22 protein-coding genes are annotated in these 24,185 nt (G+C 72.4%); 12 read left to right on the forward strand and 10 right to left on the reverse strand.

The genetic code is table 11. The features are described 5' to 3' along the window. Positions 1–108: 108 nt before the first annotated feature. Positions 109–2,481: an Hsp70 family protein gene (locus tag HUO13_RS22355; protein ID WP_211897059.1), complete on the reverse strand. Its 2,373-nt coding sequence runs from the start codon at positions 2,479–2,481 to the stop codon at positions 109–111. 204 nt (positions 2,482–2,685) lie between these two features. On the opposite strand from HUO13_RS22355, the gene HUO13_RS22360 reads away from it, so the two are divergent. The 3 genes from HUO13_RS22360 (at position 2,686) to HUO13_RS22370 (ending at position 7,022) form a co-directional block, all read left to right on the forward strand. Beyond that, entirely contained in the window at positions 2,686–3,243 is a 558-nt protein-coding gene (locus tag HUO13_RS22360) for a histidine kinase (RefSeq protein ID WP_211897060.1), read from the forward strand. Then, positions 3,234–3,902: a response regulator transcription factor gene (locus HUO13_RS22365; RefSeq protein WP_211897061.1), complete on the forward strand. Its 669-nt coding sequence runs from the start codon at positions 3,234–3,236 to the stop codon at positions 3,900–3,902. The genes HUO13_RS22360 and HUO13_RS22365 overlap by 10 nt, the downstream gene beginning before the upstream one ends. 345 nt (positions 3,903–4,247) lie before the next feature. Continuing rightward, positions 4,248–7,022: a GTPase gene (locus tag HUO13_RS22370; protein WP_211897062.1), complete on the forward strand. Its 2,775-nt coding sequence runs from the start codon at positions 4,248–4,250 to the stop codon at positions 7,020–7,022. A gap of 133 nt (positions 7,023–7,155) precedes the next feature. On the opposite strand, the gene HUO13_RS22375 is transcribed toward HUO13_RS22370, so the two are convergent. After that, positions 7,156–9,411 carry a sensor histidine kinase gene (locus HUO13_RS22375; RefSeq protein WP_211897063.1) on the reverse strand — a complete coding sequence of 752 codons (2,256 nt, stop codon included), beginning with the start codon at positions 9,409–9,411 and terminating at the stop codon, positions 7,156–7,158. An 84-nt stretch (positions 9,412–9,495) separates the two neighbouring features. After that, positions 9,496–9,792 (reverse strand): hypothetical protein, encoded by a 297-nt coding sequence (locus tag HUO13_RS22380; RefSeq protein WP_211897064.1) that lies wholly within the window; start codon positions 9,790–9,792, stop codon positions 9,496–9,498. Positions 9,793–10,228: 436 nt separating this feature from the next. Here HUO13_RS22380 and HUO13_RS22385 point away from each other — a divergent pair, with 436 nt between their 5' ends. From HUO13_RS22385 to HUO13_RS22395, 3 genes are all read left to right on the forward strand, one after another. Next, complete coding sequence (locus tag HUO13_RS22385; protein WP_249123945.1) at positions 10,229–11,482, forward strand: cytochrome P450; 1,254 nt, start codon at positions 10,229–10,231, stop codon at positions 11,480–11,482. A gap of 126 nt (positions 11,483–11,608) precedes the next feature. Continuing rightward, a complete protein-coding gene (locus tag HUO13_RS22390; protein WP_211897065.1) occupies positions 11,609–12,583 on the forward strand; it encodes a DUF3048 domain-containing protein in 975 nt (324 codons plus the stop codon). Between the two features lie 129 nt (positions 12,584–12,712). Beyond that, positions 12,713–13,060: a cupin domain-containing protein gene (locus tag HUO13_RS22395; protein ID WP_211897066.1), complete on the forward strand. Its 348-nt coding sequence runs from the start codon at positions 12,713–12,715 to the stop codon at positions 13,058–13,060. Positions 13,061–13,106: 46 nt separating this feature from the next. Here the strand turns inward: HUO13_RS22395 and HUO13_RS22400 are convergent, their stop codons facing one another. Beyond that, complete coding sequence (locus HUO13_RS22400) at positions 13,107–13,985, reverse strand: LysR family transcriptional regulator (RefSeq protein ID WP_211897067.1); 879 nt, start codon at positions 13,983–13,985, stop codon at positions 13,107–13,109. Positions 13,986–14,108: 123 nt separating this feature from the next. Between HUO13_RS22400 and HUO13_RS38135 the strand changes: the two genes are divergently transcribed. Next, positions 14,109–14,240 carry a hypothetical protein gene (locus HUO13_RS38135; RefSeq protein ID WP_282974168.1) on the forward strand — a complete coding sequence of 44 codons (132 nt, stop codon included), beginning with the start codon at positions 14,109–14,111 and terminating at the stop codon, positions 14,238–14,240. 70 nt (positions 14,241–14,310) lie between these two features. Here the strand turns inward: HUO13_RS38135 and HUO13_RS22405 are convergent, their stop codons facing one another. Further along, positions 14,311–15,036, reverse strand: a complete 726-nt coding sequence (locus HUO13_RS22405; protein ID WP_249123946.1) for a Clp protease N-terminal domain-containing protein — start codon at positions 15,034–15,036, stop codon at positions 14,311–14,313. A gap of 116 nt (positions 15,037–15,152) precedes the next feature. Here HUO13_RS22405 and HUO13_RS22410 point away from each other — a divergent pair, with 116 nt between their 5' ends. Then, positions 15,153–16,151, forward strand: coding sequence for an aldo/keto reductase (locus tag HUO13_RS22410; protein ID WP_211897068.1), 999 nt, complete (start codon positions 15,153–15,155; stop codon positions 16,149–16,151). A gap of 10 nt (positions 16,152–16,161) precedes the next feature. Then, on the forward strand, positions 16,162–16,755 hold the full coding sequence (locus HUO13_RS22415) for a TetR family transcriptional regulator (RefSeq protein ID WP_211897069.1): 594 nt from the start codon (positions 16,162–16,164) through the stop codon (positions 16,753–16,755). Between the two features lie 90 nt (positions 16,756–16,845). Here HUO13_RS22415 and HUO13_RS22420 read toward each other — a convergent pair whose 3' ends face one another. Together HUO13_RS22420 and HUO13_RS22425 are read right to left on the reverse strand one after the other, a co-directional pair. Further along, entirely contained in the window at positions 16,846–17,949 is a 1,104-nt protein-coding gene (locus HUO13_RS22420; RefSeq protein WP_211897070.1) for a CapA family protein, read from the reverse strand. A 132-nt stretch (positions 17,950–18,081) separates the two neighbouring features. Next, positions 18,082–18,525, reverse strand: a complete 444-nt coding sequence (locus HUO13_RS22425) for a DUF5313 family protein (RefSeq protein WP_211897071.1) — start codon at positions 18,523–18,525, stop codon at positions 18,082–18,084. Positions 18,526–18,601: 76 nt separating this feature from the next. On the opposite strand from HUO13_RS22425, the gene HUO13_RS22430 reads away from it, so the two are divergent. Next, positions 18,602–19,078, forward strand: a complete 477-nt coding sequence (locus tag HUO13_RS22430; RefSeq protein WP_211897072.1) for a MarR family winged helix-turn-helix transcriptional regulator — start codon at positions 18,602–18,604, stop codon at positions 19,076–19,078. Positions 19,079–19,127: 49 nt separating this feature from the next. Here HUO13_RS22430 and HUO13_RS22435 read toward each other — a convergent pair whose 3' ends face one another. After that, positions 19,128–19,823 (reverse strand): flavin reductase family protein, encoded by a 696-nt coding sequence (locus tag HUO13_RS22435; protein WP_249123947.1) that lies wholly within the window; start codon positions 19,821–19,823, stop codon positions 19,128–19,130. A 141-nt stretch (positions 19,824–19,964) separates the two neighbouring features. On the opposite strand from HUO13_RS22435, the gene HUO13_RS22440 reads away from it, so the two are divergent. Beyond that, positions 19,965–21,005 carry a CobW family GTP-binding protein gene (locus HUO13_RS22440; protein WP_211897074.1) on the forward strand — a complete coding sequence of 347 codons (1,041 nt, stop codon included), beginning with the start codon at positions 19,965–19,967 and terminating at the stop codon, positions 21,003–21,005. A 52-nt stretch (positions 21,006–21,057) separates the two neighbouring features. On the opposite strand, the gene HUO13_RS22445 is transcribed toward HUO13_RS22440, so the two are convergent. Beyond that, positions 21,058–22,440 carry an MFS transporter gene (locus HUO13_RS22445; protein ID WP_211897075.1) on the reverse strand — a complete coding sequence of 461 codons (1,383 nt, stop codon included), beginning with the start codon at positions 22,438–22,440 and terminating at the stop codon, positions 21,058–21,060. 152 nt (positions 22,441–22,592) lie between these two features. Next, the gene (locus tag HUO13_RS22450) at positions 22,593–23,291 is read right to left on the reverse strand and encodes an alpha/beta fold hydrolase (protein WP_211897076.1); all 699 of its coding nucleotides are present in this window, start codon (positions 23,289–23,291) and stop codon (positions 22,593–22,595) included. A gap of 88 nt (positions 23,292–23,379) precedes the next feature. Between HUO13_RS22450 and HUO13_RS22455 the strand changes: the two genes are divergently transcribed. Beyond that, entirely contained in the window at positions 23,380–24,171 is a 792-nt protein-coding gene (locus HUO13_RS22455; protein WP_211897077.1) for a maleylpyruvate isomerase family mycothiol-dependent enzyme, read from the forward strand. The last annotated feature ends 14 nt before the right edge of the window (positions 24,172–24,185 follow it).

Here is a 24,185-nt window from a genome sequence, read left to right on the forward strand (position 1 = left end):
GCGCGAGATGAGAGACAACTCACCGCGAGCAAGATCATCGCTGGTCAGACGATCATGGAAGCCCCACCGCGCAGACGCCGGCAGCGGTGGAGCCGGAGACAGCGAAGATCACCGGCCGGTGTTGAGCACCGAGACCGAGTTCGAGTTGACGTTGGTGACGTAGGCCTGCCGGCCGTCGGGCGTGACGGCTGCCGCGACCGGCGCCACTCCCACCGGCAGGGTGGCTGTCACCCGGTCCGTCCCGGTGGCCATCACCGAGACCGAGTTCGAGCCCTCGTTGACCACGTAGGCGTGCCTGCCGTCGGGGGCGATCGCGACGCTGGAGGGCTTGATCCCGACGCGGGTGGTCGCGACGACCTTCTTCGAGCCGGTGTCGATGGTCGAGACCGTGCCCGCGTCGTAGCTGGCGACCAGCACCTCGGTTCCGTCCGGCGTGATGGTCGTGCTGTGCGGGCTGGGCGGCACCGGGATGGTGTCGGTCACCGAGCGGCTCGCGGTGTCGACCACCGAGACGAGGTTGGACTCGTGGTTGGCGACGTAGGCGGTCTGGCCGTCCGGGCTGAACGAGACCGAGTGCGGGTTGCGCGGGACGCGGATGACGCCCTCCACGGCGTTGGTCTCGGTCGACATGATCGAGATCTCCGCCGAGTCGTGGTCGGGCACGTAGACCTGCCGGCCGTCCGGGGACACCGCGAGCGTGTAGGGGTGCTTGCCCACCGGCACCTCGGCGATCACGGTCGCGCTGGCGACGTCGATCACTGCCACCTGGTTCTCCGGCCCCGTGGGCGGGTAGGCACTGACGTAGGCGCGGCGGCCGTCCGGGGCGACCGCGACGAACTGCGGCGGCACCTTGAGGAACACCGAGGCGACCACCTGGCCGTTCGCGACGTCGATCACCGAGACCCGGCTGGTGTTCCGGCTGGTGACGAAGGCGTAGCGGCCGTCGGGGGTCACGGCGACCCCGCGCGGGGCAGCGACACCGATGTCGGGAGCCGGGGTCGGGTTCGGCAGGCTCTCGGCGAACGCGTTGGGCTGCACCGCTGGGCCGGGCACGATCGGCTCGGCCTCCCGCGGCCCCGGCGCCTGCACGTCGGGCCCCACTCCACCGCCGAACAGGCTGAGCGTCCCCACCAGGACCAGCACGCCGAGCACCGCGGCGGCGAGCATGATGATGTTGCGCGGCTTGCCGAGCACGCCGGTCACCGCGGCCCGCGCCCGACCTCCGCGCCGGCCCGACGGCTCGCCCTCCGGCTCCCCGCCTCCCCCACCGCGTCCGCCGGTCTCGGGCGGGGGTGTGCCCCCGCCACCGGCCGCCGGGCCCTGCTCCTCCGCCTGCTCGGTCCGCGCCAGGCCGCCGTTGCCGCTCGAGCGGGCGGCCGGGATGACCTTCGCGGTTTCCAGGCTCACCCCGGCGGGCCCCGTCTCGACGCCGGCCAGCGCGGCGGCGCCCAGCGCGACGGCGTACTTGGGGTGCGCGTCCACCGCGGTCGGCCGCCCCAGCTCCTCCGAGACCATCCTGGCCACCAGAGGGATCCGCGACGAGCCGCCGACCAGCAGCACCGCCGCGAGATCGGCGGGCTCGACGCGCGCCGAACGCAGCGCGCGGTGCAGCGCCTCGATGGTCGACTCGATCGGGACGCGGATCATGTCCTCGAACTCCACGCGGGTCAGCCGCACCTCGCAGTGCCGGTTCGGCAGGAACACCGGGATGGTGGTCTCGGTGTCCACCGACAGCGCTTCCTTGGCCTCGATGCAGTCCTGGCGCAGCCGCCGCAGCGCGGTCGCCGCCTGCGGGTCCTGCGGGGGCAGCTCCCCGATCGCACCGTTGAGCTCGCGGTCGACGTGGTTGAGCACCGCCTCGTCGAAGTCGACGCCGCCGAGCCGTTCGATGCCCTCCGGGCTGCCCAGGATGGCGATGCCGTCGGGCAGCTTGCGCACCACGGTCGCGTCGAACGTGCCTCCGCCGAGGTCGTAGACCGCGACCACCTCGCCGTCGTCGAGGCGGCGCTTGGCCGCGTAGTAGGCGGCGGCCGCCTCCGGCTCGGTCACCTTGCGCACGTCGTCGAGGCCGCCCAGCCTGGGCACCTCGTCGAACAGCTCCCGCCGGTAGGGGCCCCAGTTCGCCGGATGGGTCAGCACCACGTTGTCCGGTGCCTCGCCCTCGGTCTCGGTGACCTTGTGCAGGGCGTCCCGCAGCAGGTACCCCAGCAGCGCCACGGCCGAGTACGGCGTGCCTCCCAGCATCAGCGGGGTCGGGTCGCCGAGCCTGCGCTTGAACTCGCGGCCGGTCCGGTACGGCTCGCTCATGGCCCGCCGCACCGCGGCGTCGCCCGTCACGACCCCGCCGTCGTCGCGGGCGAACACGACGGCGGGAGCCACGACGGTGCGGTCTCCCAGCGTCAGCATCTCGATCCGCTCGGTGCGGTCCACCGCGACCGCGGTGAAGGTCGTGCCGAGATCGACGCCAAGGCTGTAACCCATGAACACGCTCCCTGAAGGCATTTGCGCATGCCCACCGGCGCACTCACGCTAACCCCTGACCGGCGGGGTCCACAGGGCCAATGGCCCCGGCCTGCCCGGGCGGGGTGGGCAGTCCCTACCCCCGGTGGGGGGTGCACCCCATTTCCGCGACGGCCACGACGGACCACGATGGTGCGCGTACCGCTTTGGAAGGGGACCTCCGAGATGACCGAGCGGCGCGAGGTACGCGGCGAGCTGGGCACGTGCCCGGCGCCCTCGCCCGGGGCGAGTGAATGGCTGCACCGGCGCCGCCTGGAACGCAAGCTGCACGACGGGCCTGCGTTGCGGCTGGCCGCGCTGTCGCTGAGGCTGGGGGTGTGTAGCCACCGGGCGCGTGACGAGCAGCTGGTGCACGAGTGCCTCGCGGGCGCCCAGGACGAGCTGCACGCGGTCCTGCAGGAGCTGCGCGAGGTCGCCAGCCAGATCTACCCGCCCGTGCTGGCCACGGCGGGACTGGGGGTCGCGCTGGAGGCGATGGCGGAGCGGTTCGGGGTGCCGCTGTCGGTGCGGGCACCCGCCGAACGGTTCTCGGCCGAGGTCGAGGCCGCCGCGTACTTCGAGGTGGCCGAGAGCGTGGCGAGGCTGTCCGACGACGCGGTGGCTCTCGAGGTCGTGATCGACCGGGTCGGCGACGAGCTGGTGCTCGACATCGCCGCCGAACGCAAGAAAGGGGCCGAGCGCGGACCGGACGACGTGATCACGGTGAGGATGCCATGCGAGTAGCTATTGCCGAGGACGGCGCGCTGTTCCGGGAGGGCCTGGTGATGCTGCTCGGCGCGGCTGGCCACGAGGTGGTCTCGTGCGTGGGCGGCGGCGACGAGCTGATCGAGAGCCTCGGCGACGGCACCGAGGCCGACGTGGCCATCCTGGACATCCGGATGCCGCCGGAGCCCGAGGGCGGGCTGGTCACCGCCGAGCGGCTGCGCTCGGCCCACCCGCAGATGGGACTGCTGCTGCTCTCCCACTACGCCGAGACCCACTACCTGATGCGCATCCTGGACATCGGCACCGACCGGATCGGCTACCGGCTCAAGGAGAAGATCGCCAGCGTCGACGTGCTGGGCGACACCCTGGAGCGCATCCACGCCGGTGAGATCGTCATCGAACCCGTGCTGGCCAAGCGGCTGGTGGAGCGGCCGCGCGGCCGGGAGGAGAAGGCGCTCTCCGAGCTCAGCGAGCGTGAGGAGGAGGTGCTCAAGCTGATGGCCGAAGGGCGCTCGAACCCCGGCATCGCCGGTCAGCTCTACATCAGCCCCAAGGCCGTCGAGAAGCACGTGGCGAGCATCCTGTCCAAGCTCGGGATCCCGCCCGACGACACCGGCCACCACCGCCGGGTGCTCGCGGTGCTCACCTACCTGCGCGCCAGGTGGGTCGAGACCTGAGACCGCGATGGCGCAGCGGGCCGGTGGCTACGGTGCGGCCACCGGCAGCCGACTCCTCCCCCGAGGCCGTGCCGCGGAGTGATCGCGACGGCCGGCGCTGCGATCCGCACCTCTGAGCGCCTGTCTTCGACCTTCGCGTGGCGGTTCCGGTGGAACCTCAGGCGCCCGCTGGCTCCGTCATCCTTTTCACACGCATCCTGTGCGCGGGTCGTACCTGAGGCTCACGGCTGACGTTTGTCCTCTGGTGATCTGGGCGAGTCGGCCCTAGCGTTTCCCTCATCCGTGGGAGGGCGTTGCGACGGACCGCGCGGCTCGCGGGTCCTCCCCTGCGCGCGGGGGCGGGTGATGCGGCGGCTCGACGTGGTGCTGACGGCACGCCGGCTGTGGGCCGCCGGCTACCTCGCCACGGTCTTCCTCGTGGTGGTCGGCGGCCTGGGAGCGCCATTCGGCTGGGACGGCAAAGCGGTGATCGCGCTGTCGTTCGTCGCCGCCGGGATCGCCGCCGCCGGACACTTCCCCCTCCAGCGGTGGATCACGCCGTGGCTGCACCGGTCGCAGTCCTGCGCGGCGCTGACCGAGGTGGCCGGCGGGCTCACGGCGGTCGGGTCGCTGGAGCAGGCGCTGCCGACGATGGCCCGCATGCTCGCCGAGGAGACCCGCGCCGACCACGCGTCGCTGTGGCTGACCGTGGGCGGCCGGCTGGTGAGCGCGGCGTCCTGGCCCGCGGCGTGGGCCGGTGCCACGCACGCGGTGGCCGACCTGGACGGTCTGCGCGCCCTGCCCGGTGTCGACCACGCCGTTCCCGTCGTCGACGCCCACCTGAGCCGGGGCGCGCTGGCGATCGGCAAGCCGGAGCCGGTCACCGATCGCGACCTGCGGGTGATGCACAACATCGCCGGGGGCGCGGGACTGCTGCTGCGCAGCGTCGCGCTCAACACCGAGCTGGAGGCGCGGGTGCGGCAGGCCGAGGACCTCGGGGCGGAGCTGACCGCGTCCCGCCAGCGGCTGATGCACGCGCGCGACGTCGAGCGCAGGCGGCTGGTCACCGAGATCGCCAACGTCACCACCGCCAGCCTGGCCGAGATCAGCGCCGGCCTGGAACAGGTCAGGGAGCTGGCCGCGACCGACCCCGAGGACGCCGAGCGGAGCCTGGCGCGGCTGCGCCCGGTGCTCGACGAGGTGATCGACCGCTTCCGCACGGTGGTCCGCGGCGTGTACCCCGGGGTGCTGCGCGACGACGGCCCGCGCGCGGCGCTGGAGGAGCTGGCCAGTGACCTGGCCCGGCCGGTCCAGCTCAGCGGTCACTTCGGGGACCGGGTCGACTGGGAGACCGAGTCCGGCATCTACTTCGCCACGGCGGCGGCGATGCGGCTGTTCGGCGGGCAGCCCTCGGCGGAGCCGCTGGCGGTGCGCATCGGCCACGACTACGGCAGGCTCACCGCGCGGGTCGAGGAGCCGGACCCGCAGCCCGGGGCGGTGGATCCGCGGGTGGCGCTGGCCGACGACCAGGACCGCCTCGCCGCGCTCGGCGGCGGGCTGCGGTGCCGGGAGACCGCCAGCGGCGTGACGGTGACCGCGTGGCTGCCCGACCGGCTCGAACCGCTGGTGCCAAGGCATCCCGAGGCCGAACAGCCCGAGGGGCTGGCCACGACCGAGGAGCTGCCCGCGGAGGAGGAACAGGAGCGAGCCCCGGAGGAGGCTCGCGAACCCGACACCCTGCGCGGCCGCGTCCGCGCCCTGGTCACCACCGCGCTGGAGCACTACGGGAGCGAGCCCGCCGGGCGGGAGCTGACCGAGGCGGCCGCCCGCCTCGACGAGCCGCTGCGGGTGGCGGTCGCGGGTAACCACCGCTGTGGCAAGACCACGCTGGTCAACGCCCTGGTGGGGCGCAACCTAGCCGAGGAGGGGCCGACGAGGACCGTCACCCTCTACCGCGGCGGAACCAGGCCGGGGGTCACCGTCCATCCCACCGAGGGGGAACCGCACAGGCTGCCGACCGCGAACGCGATCGACCCGGCCGGGATGCCGGCCGGCCAGGTGGACCACCTGGAGGTGGAGTCGCCGTCCTCGGCGTTGCGCGGCCTGACGCTGATCGACCTGCCGCCCCTGGACAGCGCCGAACCCGATGCGGCGGGCAGAGCCCGCGCCCTGCTCACCTCCGTCGGCAGCACCGACGTCGTGCTCCTGCTCGCCGACGAGCTCGGCAGCGAGCACCCGGACCTGCTCGATCGCATCCGCGAGCATTCGCCGGTCGTGGTGGTCATCGCCCAGGCCGACCGGTTCGGCGGCGCCGGCGGGGATGCCATGCGCACCGCGCGCGTGACGGTCGCCGAGTACCTGCTCGACCCGCGGCTGCGGCGGGCGTGCCAGGCGATCCTGCCGGTCGCCGGGCTGCTGGCGGCGTCGGGAGCCACGCTGCGCGAGCCGGAGTACCAGTCCTTCCACCGGCTGAGCCTGCTCGGTGAGGCCGAGGTCGCAGACCTGCTGCGCTCACCGGAGCACTTCGCGCGCACCGAGGCACCGCGCGCACCTGGCCCGGGCGAGCGGGCGGCGCTGCTGCGGCGCTTCGGGATCTTCGGGGTGCGGCTGGCGGCCGGGCTGGTCCGCGACGGCGAGGCCGAGAGCTGCGCCGAGCTGTCGGCGGCGCTGGTGCGGGAGAGCGGCATCGAACCCGTGCGCGACCTGCTGCGCTCGCGGTTCGCGGAACTGAGCGAGGTGCGGCGGGCCCGCGCCGCGCTGCGGGCGGTCGAGGAGGTGCTGCACGGTGTCGCGCCCGACGACCCGCACCGGCAGGCGATGTCCTACGAGCTCGACCGGATCCGCGGTGGCGCGCACGAGTTCGTCGAGGTCGACGTCATCGACACGCTGCGCGGGGTCGCCGTCCCGCTGCGGGAGCAGGAGCGGGTGATGGCCGAGCGGCTGCTCGGCGCGTCGGGAACCGACCCGCACGTGCGGCTCGCGCTGCCCGCGGCCGCGGCGCCCGAGGAGGTCCGCAGGGCCGCCGCGCAGCAGCTCGCGTGGTGGCGCGAGCGCGCCGAGAACCCCGCGGCGACGCGGGACGTCCGGGAGGTGTGCCTGGCCGTGGTGCGCAGCTGCGAGGGCATGCTCGGCGCCTGGTGAGCCGGAGCGGATGCAGTGACCGGAAGGCGGTTGCGGGGGGTCAGAGCCTGTCTTCGATCTTCGAAGCGGCGTCAACATGCACTGAGGTTCTGCCACCCACACCGCCACGCGAGGCGCGGTCAACGAAAGCCTCTCAGAGCGGGATGAAGCCCTCGACGGTCGTGCCCTCGTTCGGCGCCGACCGAACCGTGACGGTGCCGCCCACCGCGGTGGCCCGGTCGGCGAGGTTGTGCAGTCCGCGCCCGGCGCCCTCGCTGCGAGCGGGGTCGAAGCCGGGGCCGTCGTCGGTCACGGTGAAGGCGAGCCCCAGGTACTCGTTGCGGACCTTCACCCGCACGGTCGCCTCCGGCGCGTGCTTGAAGGCGTTGTTGACCGCTTCCAGGCACGTGAAGTAGACGGCGGTCTCGACGGCCAGCGGGAAGCGCCGCTCTCCGACGGACTCGTCGATGTCGATCACGACGTCGGCCCCGGCCTCGGCGAGCTCGGCGCTCAGCGCGGGCAGCAGGCCGCGGTCGGCCAGCAGCACCGGGAAGACCCCGGCCGCCGTGCTGGCCAGCACCTTGCGGGTGCCGTTGACCTGGGCGATGACCTGCCCGAGCCGTTCCCTGGCCGACTCGGCGGCGCCGTGGGTGAGCTCGTGCTCGGCCAGCCCCATCGTCATCCGCAGCGCGACCAGGTGGTGCTGCGCGCCGTCGTGCAGGTTGCGCTCCAGGGTCCGCCGCTCGCTGTCCATGTCGGCGGTGGCGCGGCGGCGGGACGCGGCGATCTCCTCGGCGTGGCGCAGCGCGGTGTGCAGCTGGTGTTCGAGCTCGATGCCGAGCCTGCTGTTGTGCAGCACCGGACCGAGCAGGCTGACCAGGTCGTCCAGCAGCCGGGAGCGCTCCTCGGGAACGTTGGTGACGCCGGTGCGGTCGACGGTGAGCACGCCGACCTCCTCGCCGCCGTAGTGCACCGGCAGCGTGACCGGCTCGGCCAGCTCGCCCGGCTCGTCAGGCCACTGGTAGTCGCGGTCTCCGAGCTCGGGCAGGCGCACGGTCAGCCTGCAGTAGGCCGCGCCGAGCCCGCGCGCGACGACCTTGGCCAGCTCGGAGAGGTCGGGGTGGTCGGTGGCGCCCGAGAGGTCGGCGACCTGCGTCAGCACCGCCGCCGGAGCGGGGCGGGTGCCGTAGATCAGCCGGTCCACCACGCGTTCGGCCACCGACCACACCGGGACGAAGGCCAGTGCCACCACCAGCACCGCCACCACCGCCGACAGCACGCTGCCCCACGTGCCGCCGAGCAGCGCGTCGAGCGTCGCCGACACCAGCACGTAGCCGGAGCCGATGGCCACCAGCACGACCGTGAAGGCCAGGGCGTGGCTGAACAGCCGCTCGATGTCCCACGGCCGGGTCCGCGCGGCGGTGATGATGAGCGCGCAGGGCACCGCGGCGAAGACGAACCGGACCGGCCAGAACACCACCGCGCTGGGCTCCTCGAACGGCTCGCCCGGTTTGCGCGCGGTGGGGTCGAACATGGTCAGGCCCGGCGCGCCCAGCAGCAGCAGCCACAGGCTCACCAGCGCGAGCACGGCGACGACGGCGACCGCGACCGTCAGCGTGGCGAACAGCAGCCGGGACTGCCTGCGTGCGTCCGGAGTGGTCCCGTGCCGCGCCTGCCGCCGCTGCGCCACCAGGCCGACCACCGGCACCAGGATCCCGAAGAACACCACGAAGCTCACGGTGTGCGGGTAGTCGGCGGTCGACAGCGCCAGCAGGCTGACCACCCCGGCGATGCTGACCCCGACCGCGATCCTGGACAGCCACGACGTCGGCCCGGCGCGGTCCCACCGCCCGGTCGGGAACAGCAGCAGGGCCAGCACGTAGGTGACGCCGCCGATGCCGTGCAGCAGCAGCACGTGCCACCAGCCGATGCTGATGCCGAACGCGGCCTGGACGACCTTGGGCGCCACGTGAGCCTGGAGGTTGAACGCGCCCGCCGAGCCCACCAGCGCCAGCACCAGCAGCCGCGTCGACCAGTTGCTGCGCCAGGACCACAGCAGCGCGCCCGCGACGACGAGGTTGAGGATGCTGAGCACGTAGTCCAGGACGGCCTGGCCGAGCGGTTCGCTCTGCGCCGAGGCGGTCACGAACCCCTGCGCCCACATCACCGGCCAGCGGGCGGCCGTGGGCGCCTGGGTGACGGCCCGCAACGCCCAGTTGAAATAGGGCCAGTAGTGGGCGGTGGCGGCGACGGCGCCGATCATCAGCCACGCCATGGTGACCGCGGTGTAGGCGACCAGCGCGGTGTAGTAGACGCCGAAGACCGGCCGATGGCGCACCGCCGGTGCCCCGGCCTCGGCTCCCGCGGCGGCGGGACTGGGCGCCCCGGCCACCGGATCGCGCTCGTCCATCGAGTGTCCGGCCCCCCGCACTCGTCGCCCCGCCACGAGTGTCGACCCGCGGGCCGCCGATGTCGAGACAGCCGGGCCGCGGCCTCACGCCGCGGCTTGCAGCCCCGCGTTGTAGGCGAGCGTGCCGGTGGCGTGGCGCAGGCTGCGCGCCAGCCGCTGGGCGTGGTGCTGCGCCTGCTCCAGGTGCGGGCCGACGGTTCCCCAGGACGCGAGGTCGGTGCGCGACTGCTCCGCGAGCCTGCCGAGCAGGTCGGCGATGACCGCCAGGTCCGACATGCCCAGCGCCATGTCCTGCTCGTCGGACGGGGACTCGTGGTGGTCGGCGGTCGTCGTGAGCGCCTGGAGGGCCTGGGTGATGTGGTCTTGCCTGGGGTTGCTCATCGTCTCGCCTCTCGCGGGGTCCCGGCGGTGCCGGTGGTGGTCTTCGCGACTTTCGCCGGGTGTCCTTGCTGTTACCTGAAATGTTGCTCCCGCGCGGGCTCGTCTTCGATGGAGCGCGCCCCCGGATCCAGGTCGAAGAACCACCGGATCCCGGTGGTGCCGTCCCCCGCCGCGGCCGGGGGCGGACCGTCGTGCGGCGCCGTCGACCGGGCGTGCTGAGGGGGGACGGCCCCAGTTCCCGGTGGGGAGCGCCCCAAGACGCGGGACGCATGGTGGGCGAGGCGCACGCGCGACTCGGTCCTGAAAGCGCCGTCGGCACGCCGGATCAGCAATCGTCTACATCGGACTTCTGGGAAGCACGCACCGGGGTGGGGCCGATGACACCGGAACCAGCCACGTGGCGGTGTCCTGGACGACCCGCACAGGTGAACGATGGGTGCCGCCCGCAGACGGCCGCACCGACATGGAGCTGACCGACATGCCGACCTCCACCGAGTCCGCCTCCCAGGCCCCCTTCCTCGACGTGACCGACCCCGGCTTCACGTTCGAGGCACCCGAGGTGGCGCGAGCCCGCGAACGGCACTGGTACGCGCGGACACCGGTCGGCCCCATCGTGCTGCGCCACGCCGAGGTGCAGGAGCTGATCCGCGATCCCCGGCTGGTGCAGGACGGCGCGCGCTACCTGGCGATGCACGGCATCACCTCGGGCCCGGTCCACGACTGGTTCGTGCCGCTGATCCTGCACCGCAGCGGCGACGACCACCTCCGGCTGCGCCGGGTGGTGCAGAAGTCGTTCACACCGCGCGTGGTCAACAACCTGCGCCCGTTCATGCGCGCGACCGCCGAGCGGCTGGCCGACCGGATCGCCGCCGAGGGCGCGTGCGAGTTCGTGGAGGCGTTCGCCGATCCGTACCCGGTCGCGGTGATGTGCGAGCTGCTGGGTGTGCCGCCGCAGGACTACGAGCTGTTCCACCGCTGCAGCACCGACATCGGACTGGTGTTCTCCCTCTCGCAGGGAGACGGGGTGCGCGAGCGCGTCGAACGCGGCGTGGTGGAGCTGTACGCCTACGTCGACTCGCTGATCGCGCGACGCAGGGCCGCCCCCACCGGCGACCTCGTCTCGCGGATGATCTCGGCCCACGAGGACGACGCGCGGCTCAGCTCCGAGGAGCTGCGCAACCTGGTCGTCGCCCTGGTGTTCGCCGGTCACGACACGACCAGGCACCAGCTCGGGCGCGCGATGGTGGCCCTCTGCGCGCACTCCGAGCAGTGGACCGCACTGCGCGACGAACCGCGGCGGGCGGACGCGATCGTCGAGGAACTGCTTCGCCTGTTCCCGACTGTGCCGGCCATCTTCCGCTTCGCCACGGAAGACCTCGAGTACCGGGACATTGCGATACCGGCCGGCACGTTCGTCATGCTGTGCGTGCAGTCCGCGCACCGCGACGTCCGGGCCTTCGGGCCGGAAGCGGAGTCCTTCGACCCGGCCACCGAACGCGGGGCGGCACAAATGGTGTTCGGCGGCGGTCCGCACTTCTGCCTGGGCGCCGCCACCGCTCGTGCCGAGCTCGCCGAGGCGCTGCCCGTGCTCGCGCGGCGGCTCGGTGCGCCCACGCCGGCCGGACCGGTCACGTGGCGCCCTCCGATCGGCATCCACGGTCCGGAGTCGCTGCCCTTGCGGTTCAACTGAGGGTTCACGCACTCGGGACGATCGAGAACACTCTCCGTACCGACGCTACGACGCATGCGGATTTGCGTCAGCCGTCCGAAGCAGAGCGGCGTAGCCTGGTTGTGTCATTCGTGACCAGGAGTCCCGATGCCGCTCGGACGAACCCGCACCGCGGTGCTCACCGCGGTCATCGTGCTCGCGGCGCTGGGAGCGGCGATCGCACTGGCCGTCCTCCCGGCGTCGCGGACTCCTCCGTCGCCGCAGCTTGCGGGTCCGGCACCAGCGCCGCCGTCCCCCACGTCCGAACCCCCGGCGCCGGGGCCCCCGGTGCTGGCCGTCAAGATCGACAACGTCGCCGACGCCCGGCCCCCGATCGGGCTGGCCGCCGCCGACCTGATCTACGTCGAGCCCGTGGAAGGCGGCTACAGCAGGCTGCTGGCGATCTTCGGATCGAGGAAGCCGCCCACCGTGGGACCGGTGCGCAGCGCGCGGGAGACCGACCTGGAAATGCTGCCGCAGTTCGGCAGGCCGACCCTGGCCTACTCCGGCGCGGCGCCGGAACTGCTGCCGCTGATCGCCAAGGCGCCCGTCAACGACGCCTCCGACAAGCACGACCCCGCCGCCTACTTCCGGGACAACTCCCGCCCCGTGCCGCACAACCTCTTCCTGCGACCGGACCGGCTCCCACCGGGTGCCGACTGGTCGCCGGGCTCACTTCCGAAGTCCGGCCCCACGCCGTCCGGCGGGAAACCCGCGGAGCACCACGAGGTCCGCTACCCCGAGGCCACGGTCGGCTTCGACTGGTCGCCGCAGGAGCGCCGCTGGCTGGTGTCGATGGACGGCGAGCCCTACTCCGCCGTGGACACCGGCAGGCTCGGGCCCGCGACCGTGGTGATCCAGAAGGTGCACGTCCGCCAGTCCGCGATCAGCGACGCCGCGGGCAACCCCTCGCCGTTCGCCGAGTCGATCGGCGCCGGGGAGGTCCAGGTGCTGCGCGACGGACAGGTGTTCGAGGGGACGTGGTCGCGGCTGTCGGCCGACGCGGGCACCACCTACACCTCGCGGTCCGGGGAGCCGCTGGTGTTCGCCCCCGGGCAGGTATGGATCGCACTCACGCCCTGAGCACTCCCTCCAGTCCACAAGGGATGATGCGGCGGCCGGACCGGCGAGCTTCGCGCCGTTGCGGGACGATGGGCCCGTCCCGCCGAAGCGCAACCCGCGCCACCGCACGCCGGTGGCTGGAGGTGCACGATGAGCGACACCACGATCATCAAGGTGGACGGCGCGCACTCGCCGAAAGGCGCCCTGGGGCAGTACTACCTCGCCGAAGGCGTCGGGCTGAGCATGCGGCTGTGGCGCGAGGAGCCGCCCGAGACCGGCAAGCCCGAGGCGGCGCGCGACTACGAGACGGTCGGCTACGTCATCAGCGGCCGTGCCGAGCTGCACTGCGAGGGGCAGACGGTGCTGCTGGAGGCCGGCGACTCCTGGGTCATACCCAAGGGGGCGCGGCACCGCTACCAGATCCTGGAACCCTTCACCGCCGTGGAGGCCACCCACCCGCCTGCCCAGGTGCACGGACGGGACGAGCACCCGAGCTGATCCGCCCCGGCGGCCGCCGGTACCGCGCCGGGAACGCCGCTGCCGCTCAGAAAGCGCCGGGGCCCGCGACGGATCTGCGGAGCAGTGCCAGCATCTCGCCCGTGATCGCGTGCCCGGCGACCGACTCGTGCACCGCCACGTACAGCCGGCGCAGCGGCTCCGGCCTGCGCAGCCTGCGCGCCACCACGCCCGCGGCGGTCGCGGCCGTCAGCCCCAGCGCGGGCGCCAGGCGCACGCCGAGGCCGGCCGCCACGAAGCCCTGCGCGGTCATGAAGTCGTCGGCCTTCACCGCGACCCGCGGGGTGAACCCGGCGGGCGCGCAGATGCGCTCCAGCACTCCGCCGCAGCCCTGCAGCTCGATCCACTCGTCGTCGGCCAGCTTGGCCAGGTCGACGACCGGTTCGCCCGCCAGCCGGTGCCCCTCGGGCAGCACCACGCGCAGCGGGTCGTCGGCCAGATGCGTCAACCGGACACCGGGCGGGGCTTCGAGCCGGGCGCCGTAGTCGGCCACGATCGCCATGTCGGCGTCGCGGTCGACGACCTCGCGCAGCGGGTCGTCGCTGACGCACGGCTCGAGGCGGACCTCCGGGTGGTCGCGGCGGAACGCGGCCACGGCGGGCGGCACGATGGCCGCGCCCGCGGTGGCGAAGAACCGGATGCGCAAGCGTCCCGCCCGGCCTGCCCGCAGCGCCGCCAGGTCGCTCTCGGTCCGGGCGAGGATCGCCGAGACGGACGCGGAGCGCTCGGCCACCATCCGCCCGGCCGGGGTCGGCACGACCCCGCGCCCGGACTTCTCCAGCAGCGCGATCCCCGCTTCCCGTTCCAGCACCGCGAGCTGCTGGCTGATCGCCGACGGCGTGTAGCCGAGGTTGGTAGCCGCCGCCCTCACCGACCCGCTGCTCACGACGGTGCGCAGCAGTTCCATTCGCCTTGTGTCCAGCACACGGCGATCGTACAGCTCAGCTAACCGATGCGTTAGATACGTTCACTTGTCCTCACCATTGGGCCGACGCAGACTTGCCGTGGAAGAAATCCCGACGGAGGACCGATGACCACCACAGCAGAAGCCCCGCCCGAACAGGAACCACAGCCCCCGGAGGCGGAGGGCCAAGCCGAGGAGCGGCGTTTTCCGGCCTGGCTGGCCGAAATCGGCCGCTGGCGCGGCGATGTGACCAAATAGGACGACCAGCGTCGACTCCCTGCTGGTCCGCGGGCAGGCCGCGGCCATCTGCCCGCGGACCACCAGTACCTCAGCCGCGTTTCCGCAACTCGTCGAGAGCGGCGACGATGTTGGCCTCGGCGGCGGCCTTGTCCACGCCGAGCTGGGACAGCACACCCGCGCCGTCCTCCAGCTCCAGCAGCGCCAGCAGGATGTGCTCGGTACCGATGTAGTTGTGCCCGAGCCGCAGGGCCTCCCGGAACGTCAGCTCCAGCGCCTTGCGCGCCTGCGGGTCGAAAGGGATCAGGTCGGGAACCCGCTCGACGGCCGGCGGCAACGCCGCGCTCACATCCCGCTTGGCCGCCTCCAGCTCGACGCCCTGCGCGACGACCGCCTTGGCCGCCAGCGCCTCGGACTCCCCCAGCAGGGCCAGCACCAGGTGCGCGGGCTGGATCTCGTCGTTCGACGCGGCGCGCGCCGCGCTCTGCGCCGCCACCACGACGCTCCTCGCGCGGTCGGTGAAGCGGCTGAAACCCTGGCTCGGGTCGAGGTCCAGCGCCTCGCCCTTGGCCACGAAGCGCTTCTGCGCCGCCTGCTTGCTGACCCCCATGCTCCTGCCGATCTCGGTCCAGGAGGCGCCCGAGCGGCGCGCCTGGTCGACGAAGTGGCCGATCAGGTGGTCGGCGACCTCGCCGAGGTGCTCGCCCGCGACGACCGCACCGGAGAGCTGCTCCAGGACGTCGGGGTGCACCTTCTTGATGGCCTCGATCAGGTCGTCGAGGCGGACGTGGTTCGTCATCTGCACTGGATCCGTCATGCGTCAACCATAAGTTGACGACCAGAAGTCGTCAACATCGAGTTGACGACGATCGGATGGATTCAATGAGCTGACAAGTTTTGACATCTGTCATTCCAACTCCTACGCTCGACGGCATGTTCACCCGCACGCTTGGAACCACAGGACCTCAGGTATCGGCCCTCGGCCTCGGGCTGATGGGGATGTCGGACTTCTACGGCCCGGCCGACGAGGCCGAGAGCATCGCCACCGTCCACGCCGCGCTCGACGCGGGCGTGACGCTGCTCGACACCGGCGACTTCTACGGCAGCGGCCACAACGAGCTGCTGCTCCGCCGGGCGCTGGAGGGACGCGACCGCGACCAGGTGCGGATCAGCGTCAAGTTCGGCGCCCTGCGCGACCCCGACGGCGGCTTCCTCGGCTTCGACGGACGTCCGGCGGCCGTGAAGAACTCGCTCGCCCAGACGCTGCGGCGTCTCGGCACCGACCACGTCGACGTCTACCGGCCCGCACGGCTCGATCCGGCGGTGCCGATCGAGGACACCGTCGGGGCGATCGCCGAGATGGTCGACGCCGGGTACGTGCGCCACATCGGCCTCTCCGAGGTCGGCGCCGAGACGCTCCGCCGCGCCGCGGCGGTGCATCCGATCGCCGACCTGCAGATCGAGTACTCGTTGCTGTCCAGGGGCATCGAGAGCGAGATCCTGCCCGCGGCCCGCGAACTGGGAACCGCGGTCACCGCCTACGGCGTGCTGTCCCGGGGACTGCTCTCGGGCAACTGGTCCCGGGAGCGCACCGCCGCTGCGCGGGACTTCCGCGCCCACAGCCCGCGTTTCGCCGAGGAGAACATCGACCACAACCTCGCCTTGGTGGAAGCGCTCCGGGAGGTCGCCGCCGCCAGGGGCGTCGCGGTCGCGCAGGTCGCCATCGGCTGGGTGCTCTCGCGCGGCACGGACATCGTCCCGCTCGTCGGAGCGCGCCGCCGCGACCGGCTCGCCGAGGCGCTGGGGTCGCTGGACCTGCACCTGTCCGATGCCGACCTCGCCGCCATCGAGCAGGCCGTGCCCGCGGGCGCGGCGGCGGGCGAGCGCTACGACCGCGACCAGATGGCGATGCTGGACAGCGAGCGCCCTTAGGCTGTCGCCGATGAACGAACCACCTCTGACCCCGGAGCGGATCCTCGACGCCGCCGAGGACACCTTGCGCCGGTTCGGTCCGGCGAAGACCACCGTCGTCGACGTCGCCCGCGCCCTGGGGGTCAGCCACGGCAGCGTCTACCGGCACTTCCCGAGCAAGGCGGCGCTGCGCGACGCGGTGGCCGAGCGCTGGCTGCACCGCGTCTCCGCCCCGTTGGAGGAGTTCCGCGACGGCGGTGACACCGCCGCCCGGCGCCTGCGCGAATGGCTCCTGGCGCTCAGCGGGACCAAGCAGCGCATGGCGCGGGAGGATCCGGAGCTGTTCGCCACCTACCACGCCATCGTGGTGGAGTCGCGCGACGTGATCGGCGCGCACCTCGGCGTCCTGACCGAACAGCTCGCGGCGATCATCGGCGACGGCGTGGCTCGTGGGGAGTTCGCGACCGAGGACCCGAAGTCGGCGGCCCGGGCGGTGCTGACCGCGACCGCCCGGTTCCACAACCCGGTCCACGCCTCGGAGTGGGACGACCCCGCGCTCGCGGAGGAGTTCGAGGCCGTCTGGTCGCTGCTGCTGTGCGGACTGGCGGCCCGGACGCACACCTGAGCCGGCGGTGGGCCGCCGCTCACAGCACCACCGCGCCCGTCCCGCTCGGACGTTCGAGCCCGCAGAAGCCAGGCCGCGGTACTGGCCGACTCACCACCCCGCGACCAGCACGCCGTCCGGGCGCAGCTCGACGCGGGTGCCGAACGGGCGGCTGACGCGCGAGAGCGTCGAGCGCAACCAGCGCGCGTCCTCGCGGCCCGCCGGACGCAGCCGCATGCGTTGCACGCGCATCGGCGCCATCCGCAGCTCGGCGAGCTCGCCCGTCGCCGCGTCGATCGTCGCGAAGTACAGCAGCCGCAGGTCGTCCCGGTAGCTCTCGTAGCCGCCGATCCCCTCGTAGTCGTCGATGAAGTCGCCGCAGCCGTAGAGGACCAGGCGGTTGCGGTACACCTCGATCGGTCGCGGGTGGTGCGAGGAGTGCCCGTGGACGACGTCGATCCCGCCGTCGACCAGCCGGTGGGCGAACGCGGTCTCCTCCCCGCTGACGCGGTAACCCCAGTTCGGTCCCCAGTGGATCGACACCACCACGACGTCGCCGGGCAGGGTCACCGCCCGCACGCGGTCGGCGAGCACGTCCGCGGTCGCCTCGGTGAGGTCGGGCAGGAGGTTGACGCCGGGCCGCTCGGGGGTGGCGGCCCAGGATGCCGGAATTCCACTGGTCTCGGCCCCGGCTGCCACGACGACCACCCGCCCGCCGCCGGAGATCGGCACGATCGCGGGCCGCCTGGCCTCGGCGGCGTCGCGACCGGCGCCGGCCCAGCCCAGCCCGGCGGCGGTGAGCTCGTCGAGCGTGTCGGTCAGGCCACGGCGGCCGAAGTCGAGCAGGTGGTTGTTGGCCAGCGCGCAGACGTCCGGGCCACATGCCGACAGGACGCCGATGTTGTCCGGATTCATGCGGTAGTGCACGCCCTTGCCCGCGGCGAACTCCCCGCAACGGGTCACGGCGCACTCCAGGTTGATCAACCGCACGTCCGGCAAGACGGCGGCGATCTCGCGCAGCGCGCTGCCCCACGGCCAGGAGTAGCCGACCGGGCGGTCGATCGGGCCGTTGACCGACTCGGCCTCGGCGACGTAGCGGCGCGCGTCGTGCACGCCCCGCTCGCGCAGCCGCGGATCGCCGGGATGCGGCAGGATCTGGTCGACGCCCCGGCCCGGCATCACGTCGCCGCACAGGAAGAGGGTGACCTGGCCCATGCCGTTCACCCCCCGACGCCGGGCAGCGCGCCGCACCGCTACCGGCGCGGCTCCATCATCGTCCGCGGGCCCGCCCCGCGCACCGCGATCCGGACGCGGGCCAGGCGATGACCCGGCGCCGGTGCCGCGGACTCACTCGGTACCGGTGTTGCGGTACAGCGCCGCGTAGCGGGCGGCGCTGCGGGCCCGCTCCTCCGCCTTGGCCTCCTCGCGGGTCTCGCGCCCGGTGCCCAAGGGGTAGCCGTGCTTGAACAGCCGGTGCTCGCAGGTGTGCTCCATGTAGGCCAGCGAGTACCACAGCGCGATGAGCACGCCGCCCAGCACCGACATCGCCCGCACCCACAGCGGGCCGGGAGCCAGCAGGAACAGCGCTCCAGGGCTCACCTGCACCAGCGCCCTGGCCAGGTGGCGCAGCACCCACGTGCGGCAGGTGACGTCGTGCAGCACCCACTCCCGGTGGCGCTGCGGCAGCCGCCCGCCGAAGGCGTACCAGACCCATCGCAGCGGGTTCGGACGAACCCTCCCGGCGCCGTCCAAGGCCGGCTCCTTCCGCCAGACGACCGCGTACCTGTCCACGCTAACATTTAGTACGCTAATCATTAGTACAGCACGGGTGCGGTTCCGGGACCGCGCCGGAACCGGAGGGGCGCGCATGAGCTCGATCGACCTGGGAGAGGACCCGCTCGCCCTGGAACGCCAGGTCTGCTTCGCGCTGTCGGTCGCCTCGCGCAACGTCATCGCGCTGTACCGGCCGCTGCTGGAGCCGATGCGGCTCACGCACCCGCAGTACCTGGTGATGCTGGCGCTGTGGGAACACAGCCCGCGCTCGGTCAAGGACATCGCGCTCACCCTGCGGGCCGAGCCGGCCACGCTGTCACCGCTGCTCAAGCGGCTGGAGGCGATCGGCTACCTGACCCGCCGGCGCAGCACCAGCGACGAGCGGCTGCTCACCGTCGACCTCACCGCGCAGGGCCGCGAGCTGCGGTCCGAAGCCGAGAAGATCCCGCACCGGATCGTCGAGCGGCTGGGCATCGAGGTTTCCGAGCTCGAACGCCTCAACGCCGCGCTGAACCGCGTCATCGCCGCGACCCACCGCCAGGACCTCGACAGCGGCCCGCTGCCCGAGTGATCCGCCCGAGCGGGATTCGGGCGGATCACTGCTGCTCCCGACGCGCCGGTCAGCCGACCAGCGGCGCCTCGCGGGACCGATCGACGTCCGGGGTCCGGTAAAGGCGTTCGGGGATGCTCGCCAGCGTGGACGGATGCAGCTGCGAGCCCAGGCCGTAGAACTTCTGGAAGCTCATGATCAGCGGCCGCCAGGCGTCCGGGTCGATGCGGTCGCCGGTCCCGGCCATCCGGATCGACTCGTGCACGTGCACGCGCTGCACGCGCACCTCGAACGCCGCGGTGGCGCCGCGCAGTGCGTCGTCCTGGTCGGCGATCGGGTGCACGGCCTGCACGACGCACTCCATGTTGACCGGGCACTCGGCCACCCGCGGCGGCTCGACGGTCTCCGACTCCACCGGGGTGAGGCCGCTGCGGCCGAACTTGTCGGGCTCGTAGCGGTAGCCCCGCCGCTGCTTGCTCGCGGGCACGGGGTCGGTTCCGGTGGTCAGGGCGAGGCTGTCGACGGCCGGGGCCATCGAGTCCGACGGCAGGTTCAGCACGCACTCACCGGTACGCAGGAGGTTCTGCGCGGTCTTGGAGCGGACGCCGAGTCCGAGCATCGCCCGCCAGCCCAGCCAGAACGCCGACGACATCGGCGCCAGGTTCGCCGAGGCGTCCTCGTTGCGGCTGGAGATGAGCACCACCGGGGTGCCGAAGTACAGAATTCCCGGTTCGAGCCTGGTATGCGTCGATCGAATCGCTTCCACGGGTCCGAGTCTGGTCCGGCGAACCGGTGACCGGCTGGCGGTAATCGGACCTCTCATCCGGGCCCGGAGGCGCAGCCGGGGCTCGGCTATCCTCGGCGGCGGTCGTTGGCCGCAGCCCGAGCAGTCGAAGACGAGGTCCGAGTGCAACAGCCGATCCCGGTCGTCATCGTGGCCGGCTTCCTCGGCTCGGGGAAGACGACTCTGCTCAACCACCTGCTCGGCAACGGTGCGGGCGCCCGCGTCGGCGTGGTGGTCAACGACTTCGGCAGCATCGGCATCGACGCGATGTCGGTGGCCGGCCAGGTGGACTCCATGGTCGAGCTGGGCAACGGCTGCCTGTGCTGCGCGGTCGACGCCAGCGGCATGGAGAGCATGCTGTCGCGGCTGGCCAGGCCCGGCTCCGACCTCGACGTCATCGTGGTGGAGTCCAGCGGGCTGGCCGACCCCCGCGGCATGATCCGGCTCGTGCTGGCGTGCTCGGACCCGCGCGTTGCCTACGGCGGCCTGGTCGAGGTCGTCGACGCCGCGGAGTTCGAGACGAGCCGGGCGCGCCACCCCGAGCTGGAACAGCACCTGCGCTTCGCCGACCTGGTGGTTCTGAACAAGACCGACCGCGTCGAGCAGGCCGAGCTGGACCGGCTGCACGCGACCGTCGGCGAACTGGCCGACGGCACACCGGTGCTGCCCACCTCGCACGGCCGCGTCGATCCGTCGCTGCTCTTCGAAGCGCAGCCGCGAACCGAGCGGGACGACGTGCCGCGACAGCTCTCCTTCGACGAGCTGCTGCGGGAAGACGAACACGCGCACGGTTGTGACGAACACATGCACACCCAGTACCAGAGCGTGGAGTTCGAGTCGGACCGGCCGCTGGATCCCCGCGCGCTCATGGGGTTCCTCGACGACCGCCCGGCGGGCGTCTACCGCATGAAGGGGTTCGTCTACTTCGGACTCCCCGGTCACCGGCAGAAGTTCGCGTTGCACACCGTCGGCAACTACCTGCGGTTCCACCGGACGCGGTGGGAGAGCGGCGAATCCCGGCGCACGCAGCTGGTCGCGATCGGCACTGGCATCGACCCGGGTTCCCTGCGCGAGCGCCTGCAATCCTGCGCGGTGGACCAGCCCGGCGGCGACGACGGCCTGATCGACAACGGGATGCTGTCCGTGCTGCGCTTCACGCACTGAGGATCAGCCGTGCGTCCTTTGCCCGCTATGGCAACCAGAAGAGGCGCGGGGCTCAGTCGTTCTCCTGGGCCCGCTCCTCGGCCTCCTGCTGGCCGCCAGCGGTCGGCGGCGAACCCGGCAGCCGCTTGCCCGCGGGCTCCCGCATGGCGTAAAGGGCGATCGCACCGACGATCCCGGCCGCGATCAGCAGCGCCGACGGGATCGACTTCACGCCGGTCCAGGCGATGAGCGCTTCGGCGAGCAGCGGTGTGGTGCCGCCGAAAACCGCGACCGAGATGTTGTAGCCGATGGAGACTCCGGCGTAGCGGACCCCGGTGGGGAACAGCGCGGGGAGCGTGGACGGCATGGTGCTGCTGAAGCAGACCAGCATCAGCCCGATCACCAGCAACCCGCCGATCACCGCCGGGACGCTGCCCATCGAGATCACCAGGAACGCCGGTACCGAGAGCAGGACCAGACCGGCGGCACCCGTCCCCGCGATGGGCAACCTGCCCACCCGGTCGGAGAACCTGCCGAGGACCACGATCGCGCCCATCACCACCACCATGGCGACCAGCACCAGCACCAGGGACTGCGTGTGCGCGAAGCCCAGCACGGACGACAGGTAGGTGGGCATGAAGGCCGTGAGCGTGTAGTTGGTGACGTTGAAGGCCATCACCAACCCGATGCAGATCAGCATGGCCCTCCGGTGCTCGCGGAACACCTTGGGCACCGTGGCGAAGGTGGCGGCCTGCTCGGCCTCCTCCCCCTCGGAGTGCTTGCTGTAGGCGGGCGTGTCCTCCAGCCGGAACCGCAGGTACAGCCCGATCAAGCCGAGCGGCGCGGCTGCCAGGAACGGGATCCGCCAGCCCCACGAGAGCAGGTCCTGCGCCGGCAGCAGCGCGGTCAGCACCGTCACCACCGCGGCGCCCAGCGAGTAGCCGAGCAGCGTGCCGAACTCCAGCCAGCTCGACATGAACCCGCGCCGGCGGTCCGGGGAGAACTCCGCGACGAACGTGGTCGCACCGCCGTACTCCCCGCCGGTCGAGAAGCCCTGCACCAGCCTGGCGAGCAGCAGCAGGACCGGCGCCCACACCCCGATCGTCTGGTAGCTGGGGATCACCCCGATGGCGAAGGTGCCCAGCGCCATCATGAGCATGGTGATCGCGAGGATGCGCTGCCTGCCGAACCTGTCCCCCAGCGGCCCGAACACGAACCCGCCGAGCGGTCGCACGACGAAGGCCACCGCGAAGGTGGCGAAGGTGGCGAGCAGCTGGGCGACCTGGTTGCCCGCCGGGAAGAACACCTGCCCGATGACGACCGCGATGTAGCTGTAGACGCCGAAGTCGAACCACTCCATGGTGTTGCCGATGGAGGCTGCGGCCACCGCACGGCGTGCCTTGCGCTCATCGACGACCGTGACGTCACGACGGTCTTGGCTGCCGGATCTTCCCACGTCGACCTCCTCGCCACTGGCGTACCCAGCCCGGCACCGCGCTGAACCGGACATACGCCAGCCGGAGATCCCGGAGCGAGAAGGCGGCTGAGGTTCCGCCAAGCGCCCACCCACGCAGGCCACCTCCGAAACGCGTTCAGGAGGTGGCGCCGTCAGCTCACCAGCGAATGCAGCAGGCCGGCCAGCTCCGCGGGCCTGGAGAGCTGCGGCGAATGGCCTCCCGCCATCTCCACGGCGGGTGTGCCGAGCAACGCCGGGGCGGCGCGCCGCGACCAGTCGGGGTTGATGACCCGGTCCTGGCGGCACAGCACGTAGGTCGCCGGTGTGTCCGGATAGGCGGCCACCGGGTTCGGCTCGGTCTGGAAACGCCAGAACTGGCGGCTGAGCCTGGCGGCGGCCGCGCGCGCCACTTCGTCGGCGCAGTCGTGGTAAAAGGCCTCGATCGCCGCATCCGGGGGCCACTCGCTGGAACCGTCACCTGGCCTGAGCTGGCGGCGGGCCAACTCGGGCCAGCCCGCGGCGAAGACGTCCTCACCGCGGGTCAGCTCGCGCATCGACATCCCGGCGGGGGTGATGAGTCCGCAGACGAAAACCATGTGCCGCAACGGGATCCGGGATGCCACCAGCGGAAGCGGCAGGCCGCCCAGCGAGTGACCGACCAGCACCACGTCACCGCCGTCGCCCACCGCCTCCGACACCGCGTCCGCGTACTCGGTCAGTCCCGCATCGGGATCGGTGACCGGAAGCTCGACGGCCGTGGCGGTGTGCCCGTGCTCGGCCAGCAGCGGGGTCAGCCGCTCCCAGCACCACGCGCCGTGCCACGCCCCGTGCACCAGAACGAATGCGCTCATGATCCGCAAGTATGCACGCGGCGGACCGGCTTGGTCCCACCAATATCGTCGCGGGCCGCCGTCGGGGGTACGGGCTAGTTTGGCGACCATGCCGGTATTGGACTACGTGCGGTACTGCGACGAGATCGTTGTTCAGACGGATCTGCTGCGGACCACCACCGCGAAGGCGGACATGACCACGCCGGTGCCGTCCTGCCCGGGGTGGAACGTCGGTCAGCTGCTGCGGCACCTGGGCGGGTGCCACCGCTGGGTGGAGCGGATCGTGCGCACGCGCTCGGCCGAGTTCCTGCCCGACGACGACTTCCGCGATCTCACCCCGTACACCGACGAGGACGCGACGGTGCTCGACGGGTGGCTCGCCGAAGGCGCGGCGCTGCTGGCCGGCGCGCTGCGCGCGGCGGGCCCGGATGCGCGGATCTGGAGCCCCGTGCCCGCGGGCGGCACCGCGTTCTTCGCCCGCCGCATGGCCCACGAGACCGTCGTCCACCGGGCCGACGCGACCCTCGCTCTCGGGAAGGCGTTCGAGGTCCGGGAGCAGGTGGCGCTGGACTGCCTCGACGAGTGGATGGAGCTCGGGTCGCTGCCGCAGATGTTCGAGTTCCACCCCGAGAAGCGCGAACTGCTCGGGCCGGGCCGGACGCTGCACCTGCACGCCACCGACACCGCGCCGGAGGCCCGCGCCGAGTGGGTCGTGGACCTCACCGGCGACGCGATCACGTGGCGGCGGGCACACGAGAAGTGCGCGGTCGCCGTGCGCGGGCCGCTGACCGACCTGCTGCTGGTCGTCTACAGGCGGCGGTCGCCGTACGCCGGAAGCGTCGAGGTCGTCGGCGACACCGGCCTGCTCGACTTCTGGCTGGAACGGGTCGGCTTCGGCTGACCTGACAGCCGGAC

Origin of the sequence: Saccharopolyspora erythraea, assembly GCF_018141105.1 — a bacterium.
GTDB classification, from domain to species: Bacteria; Actinomycetota; Actinomycetes; order Mycobacteriales; family Pseudonocardiaceae; genus Saccharopolyspora_D; species Saccharopolyspora_D erythraea_A.

Bases quoted from the DNA above. Each gene is read 5' to 3' on its own strand.
- HUO13_RS22450 (WP_211897076.1), bottom strand. From the start codon at position 23,291: ATGAGCGCATTCGTTCTGGTGCACGGGGCGTGGCACGGCGCGTGGTGC.
- HUO13_RS22375 (WP_211897063.1), bottom strand. From the start codon at position 9,411: ATGGACGAGCGCGATCCGGTGGCCGGGGCGCCCAGTCCCGCCGCCGCG.
- HUO13_RS22415 (WP_211897069.1), top strand. From the start codon at position 16,162: ATGAACGAACCACCTCTGACCCCGGAGCGGATCCTCGACGCCGCCGAG.
- HUO13_RS22390 (WP_211897065.1), top strand. From the start codon at position 11,609: ATGCCGCTCGGACGAACCCGCACCGCGGTGCTCACCGCGGTCATCGTG.
- HUO13_RS22430 (WP_211897072.1), top strand. From the start codon at position 18,602: ATGAGCTCGATCGACCTGGGAGAGGACCCGCTCGCCCTGGAACGCCAG.
- HUO13_RS22410 (WP_211897068.1), top strand. From the start codon at position 15,153: ATGTTCACCCGCACGCTTGGAACCACAGGACCTCAGGTATCGGCCCTC.
- HUO13_RS22355 (WP_211897059.1), bottom strand. From the start codon at position 2,481: ATGGGTTACAGCCTTGGCGTCGATCTCGGCACGACCTTCACCGCGGTC.
- HUO13_RS22365 (WP_211897061.1), top strand. From the start codon at position 3,234: ATGCGAGTAGCTATTGCCGAGGACGGCGCGCTGTTCCGGGAGGGCCTG.
- HUO13_RS22420 (WP_211897070.1), bottom strand. From the start codon at position 17,949: ATGGGCCAGGTCACCCTCTTCCTGTGCGGCGACGTGATGCCGGGCCGG.
- HUO13_RS22405 (WP_249123946.1), bottom strand. From the start codon at position 15,036: ATGACGGATCCAGTGCAGATGACGAACCACGTCCGCCTCGACGACCTG.
- HUO13_RS22455 (WP_211897077.1), top strand. From the start codon at position 23,380: ATGCCGGTATTGGACTACGTGCGGTACTGCGACGAGATCGTTGTTCAG.
- HUO13_RS38135 (WP_282974168.1), top strand. From the start codon at position 14,109: ATGACCACCACAGCAGAAGCCCCGCCCGAACAGGAACCACAGCCCCCG.
- HUO13_RS22360 (WP_211897060.1), top strand. From the start codon at position 2,686: ATGACCGAGCGGCGCGAGGTACGCGGCGAGCTGGGCACGTGCCCGGCG.
- HUO13_RS22380 (WP_211897064.1), bottom strand. From the start codon at position 9,792: ATGAGCAACCCCAGGCAAGACCACATCACCCAGGCCCTCCAGGCGCTC.
- HUO13_RS22395 (WP_211897066.1), top strand. From the start codon at position 12,713: ATGAGCGACACCACGATCATCAAGGTGGACGGCGCGCACTCGCCGAAA.
- HUO13_RS22400 (WP_211897067.1), bottom strand. From the start codon at position 13,985: ATGGAACTGCTGCGCACCGTCGTGAGCAGCGGGTCGGTGAGGGCGGCG.
- HUO13_RS22370 (WP_211897062.1), top strand. From the start codon at position 4,248: ATGCGGCGGCTCGACGTGGTGCTGACGGCACGCCGGCTGTGGGCCGCC.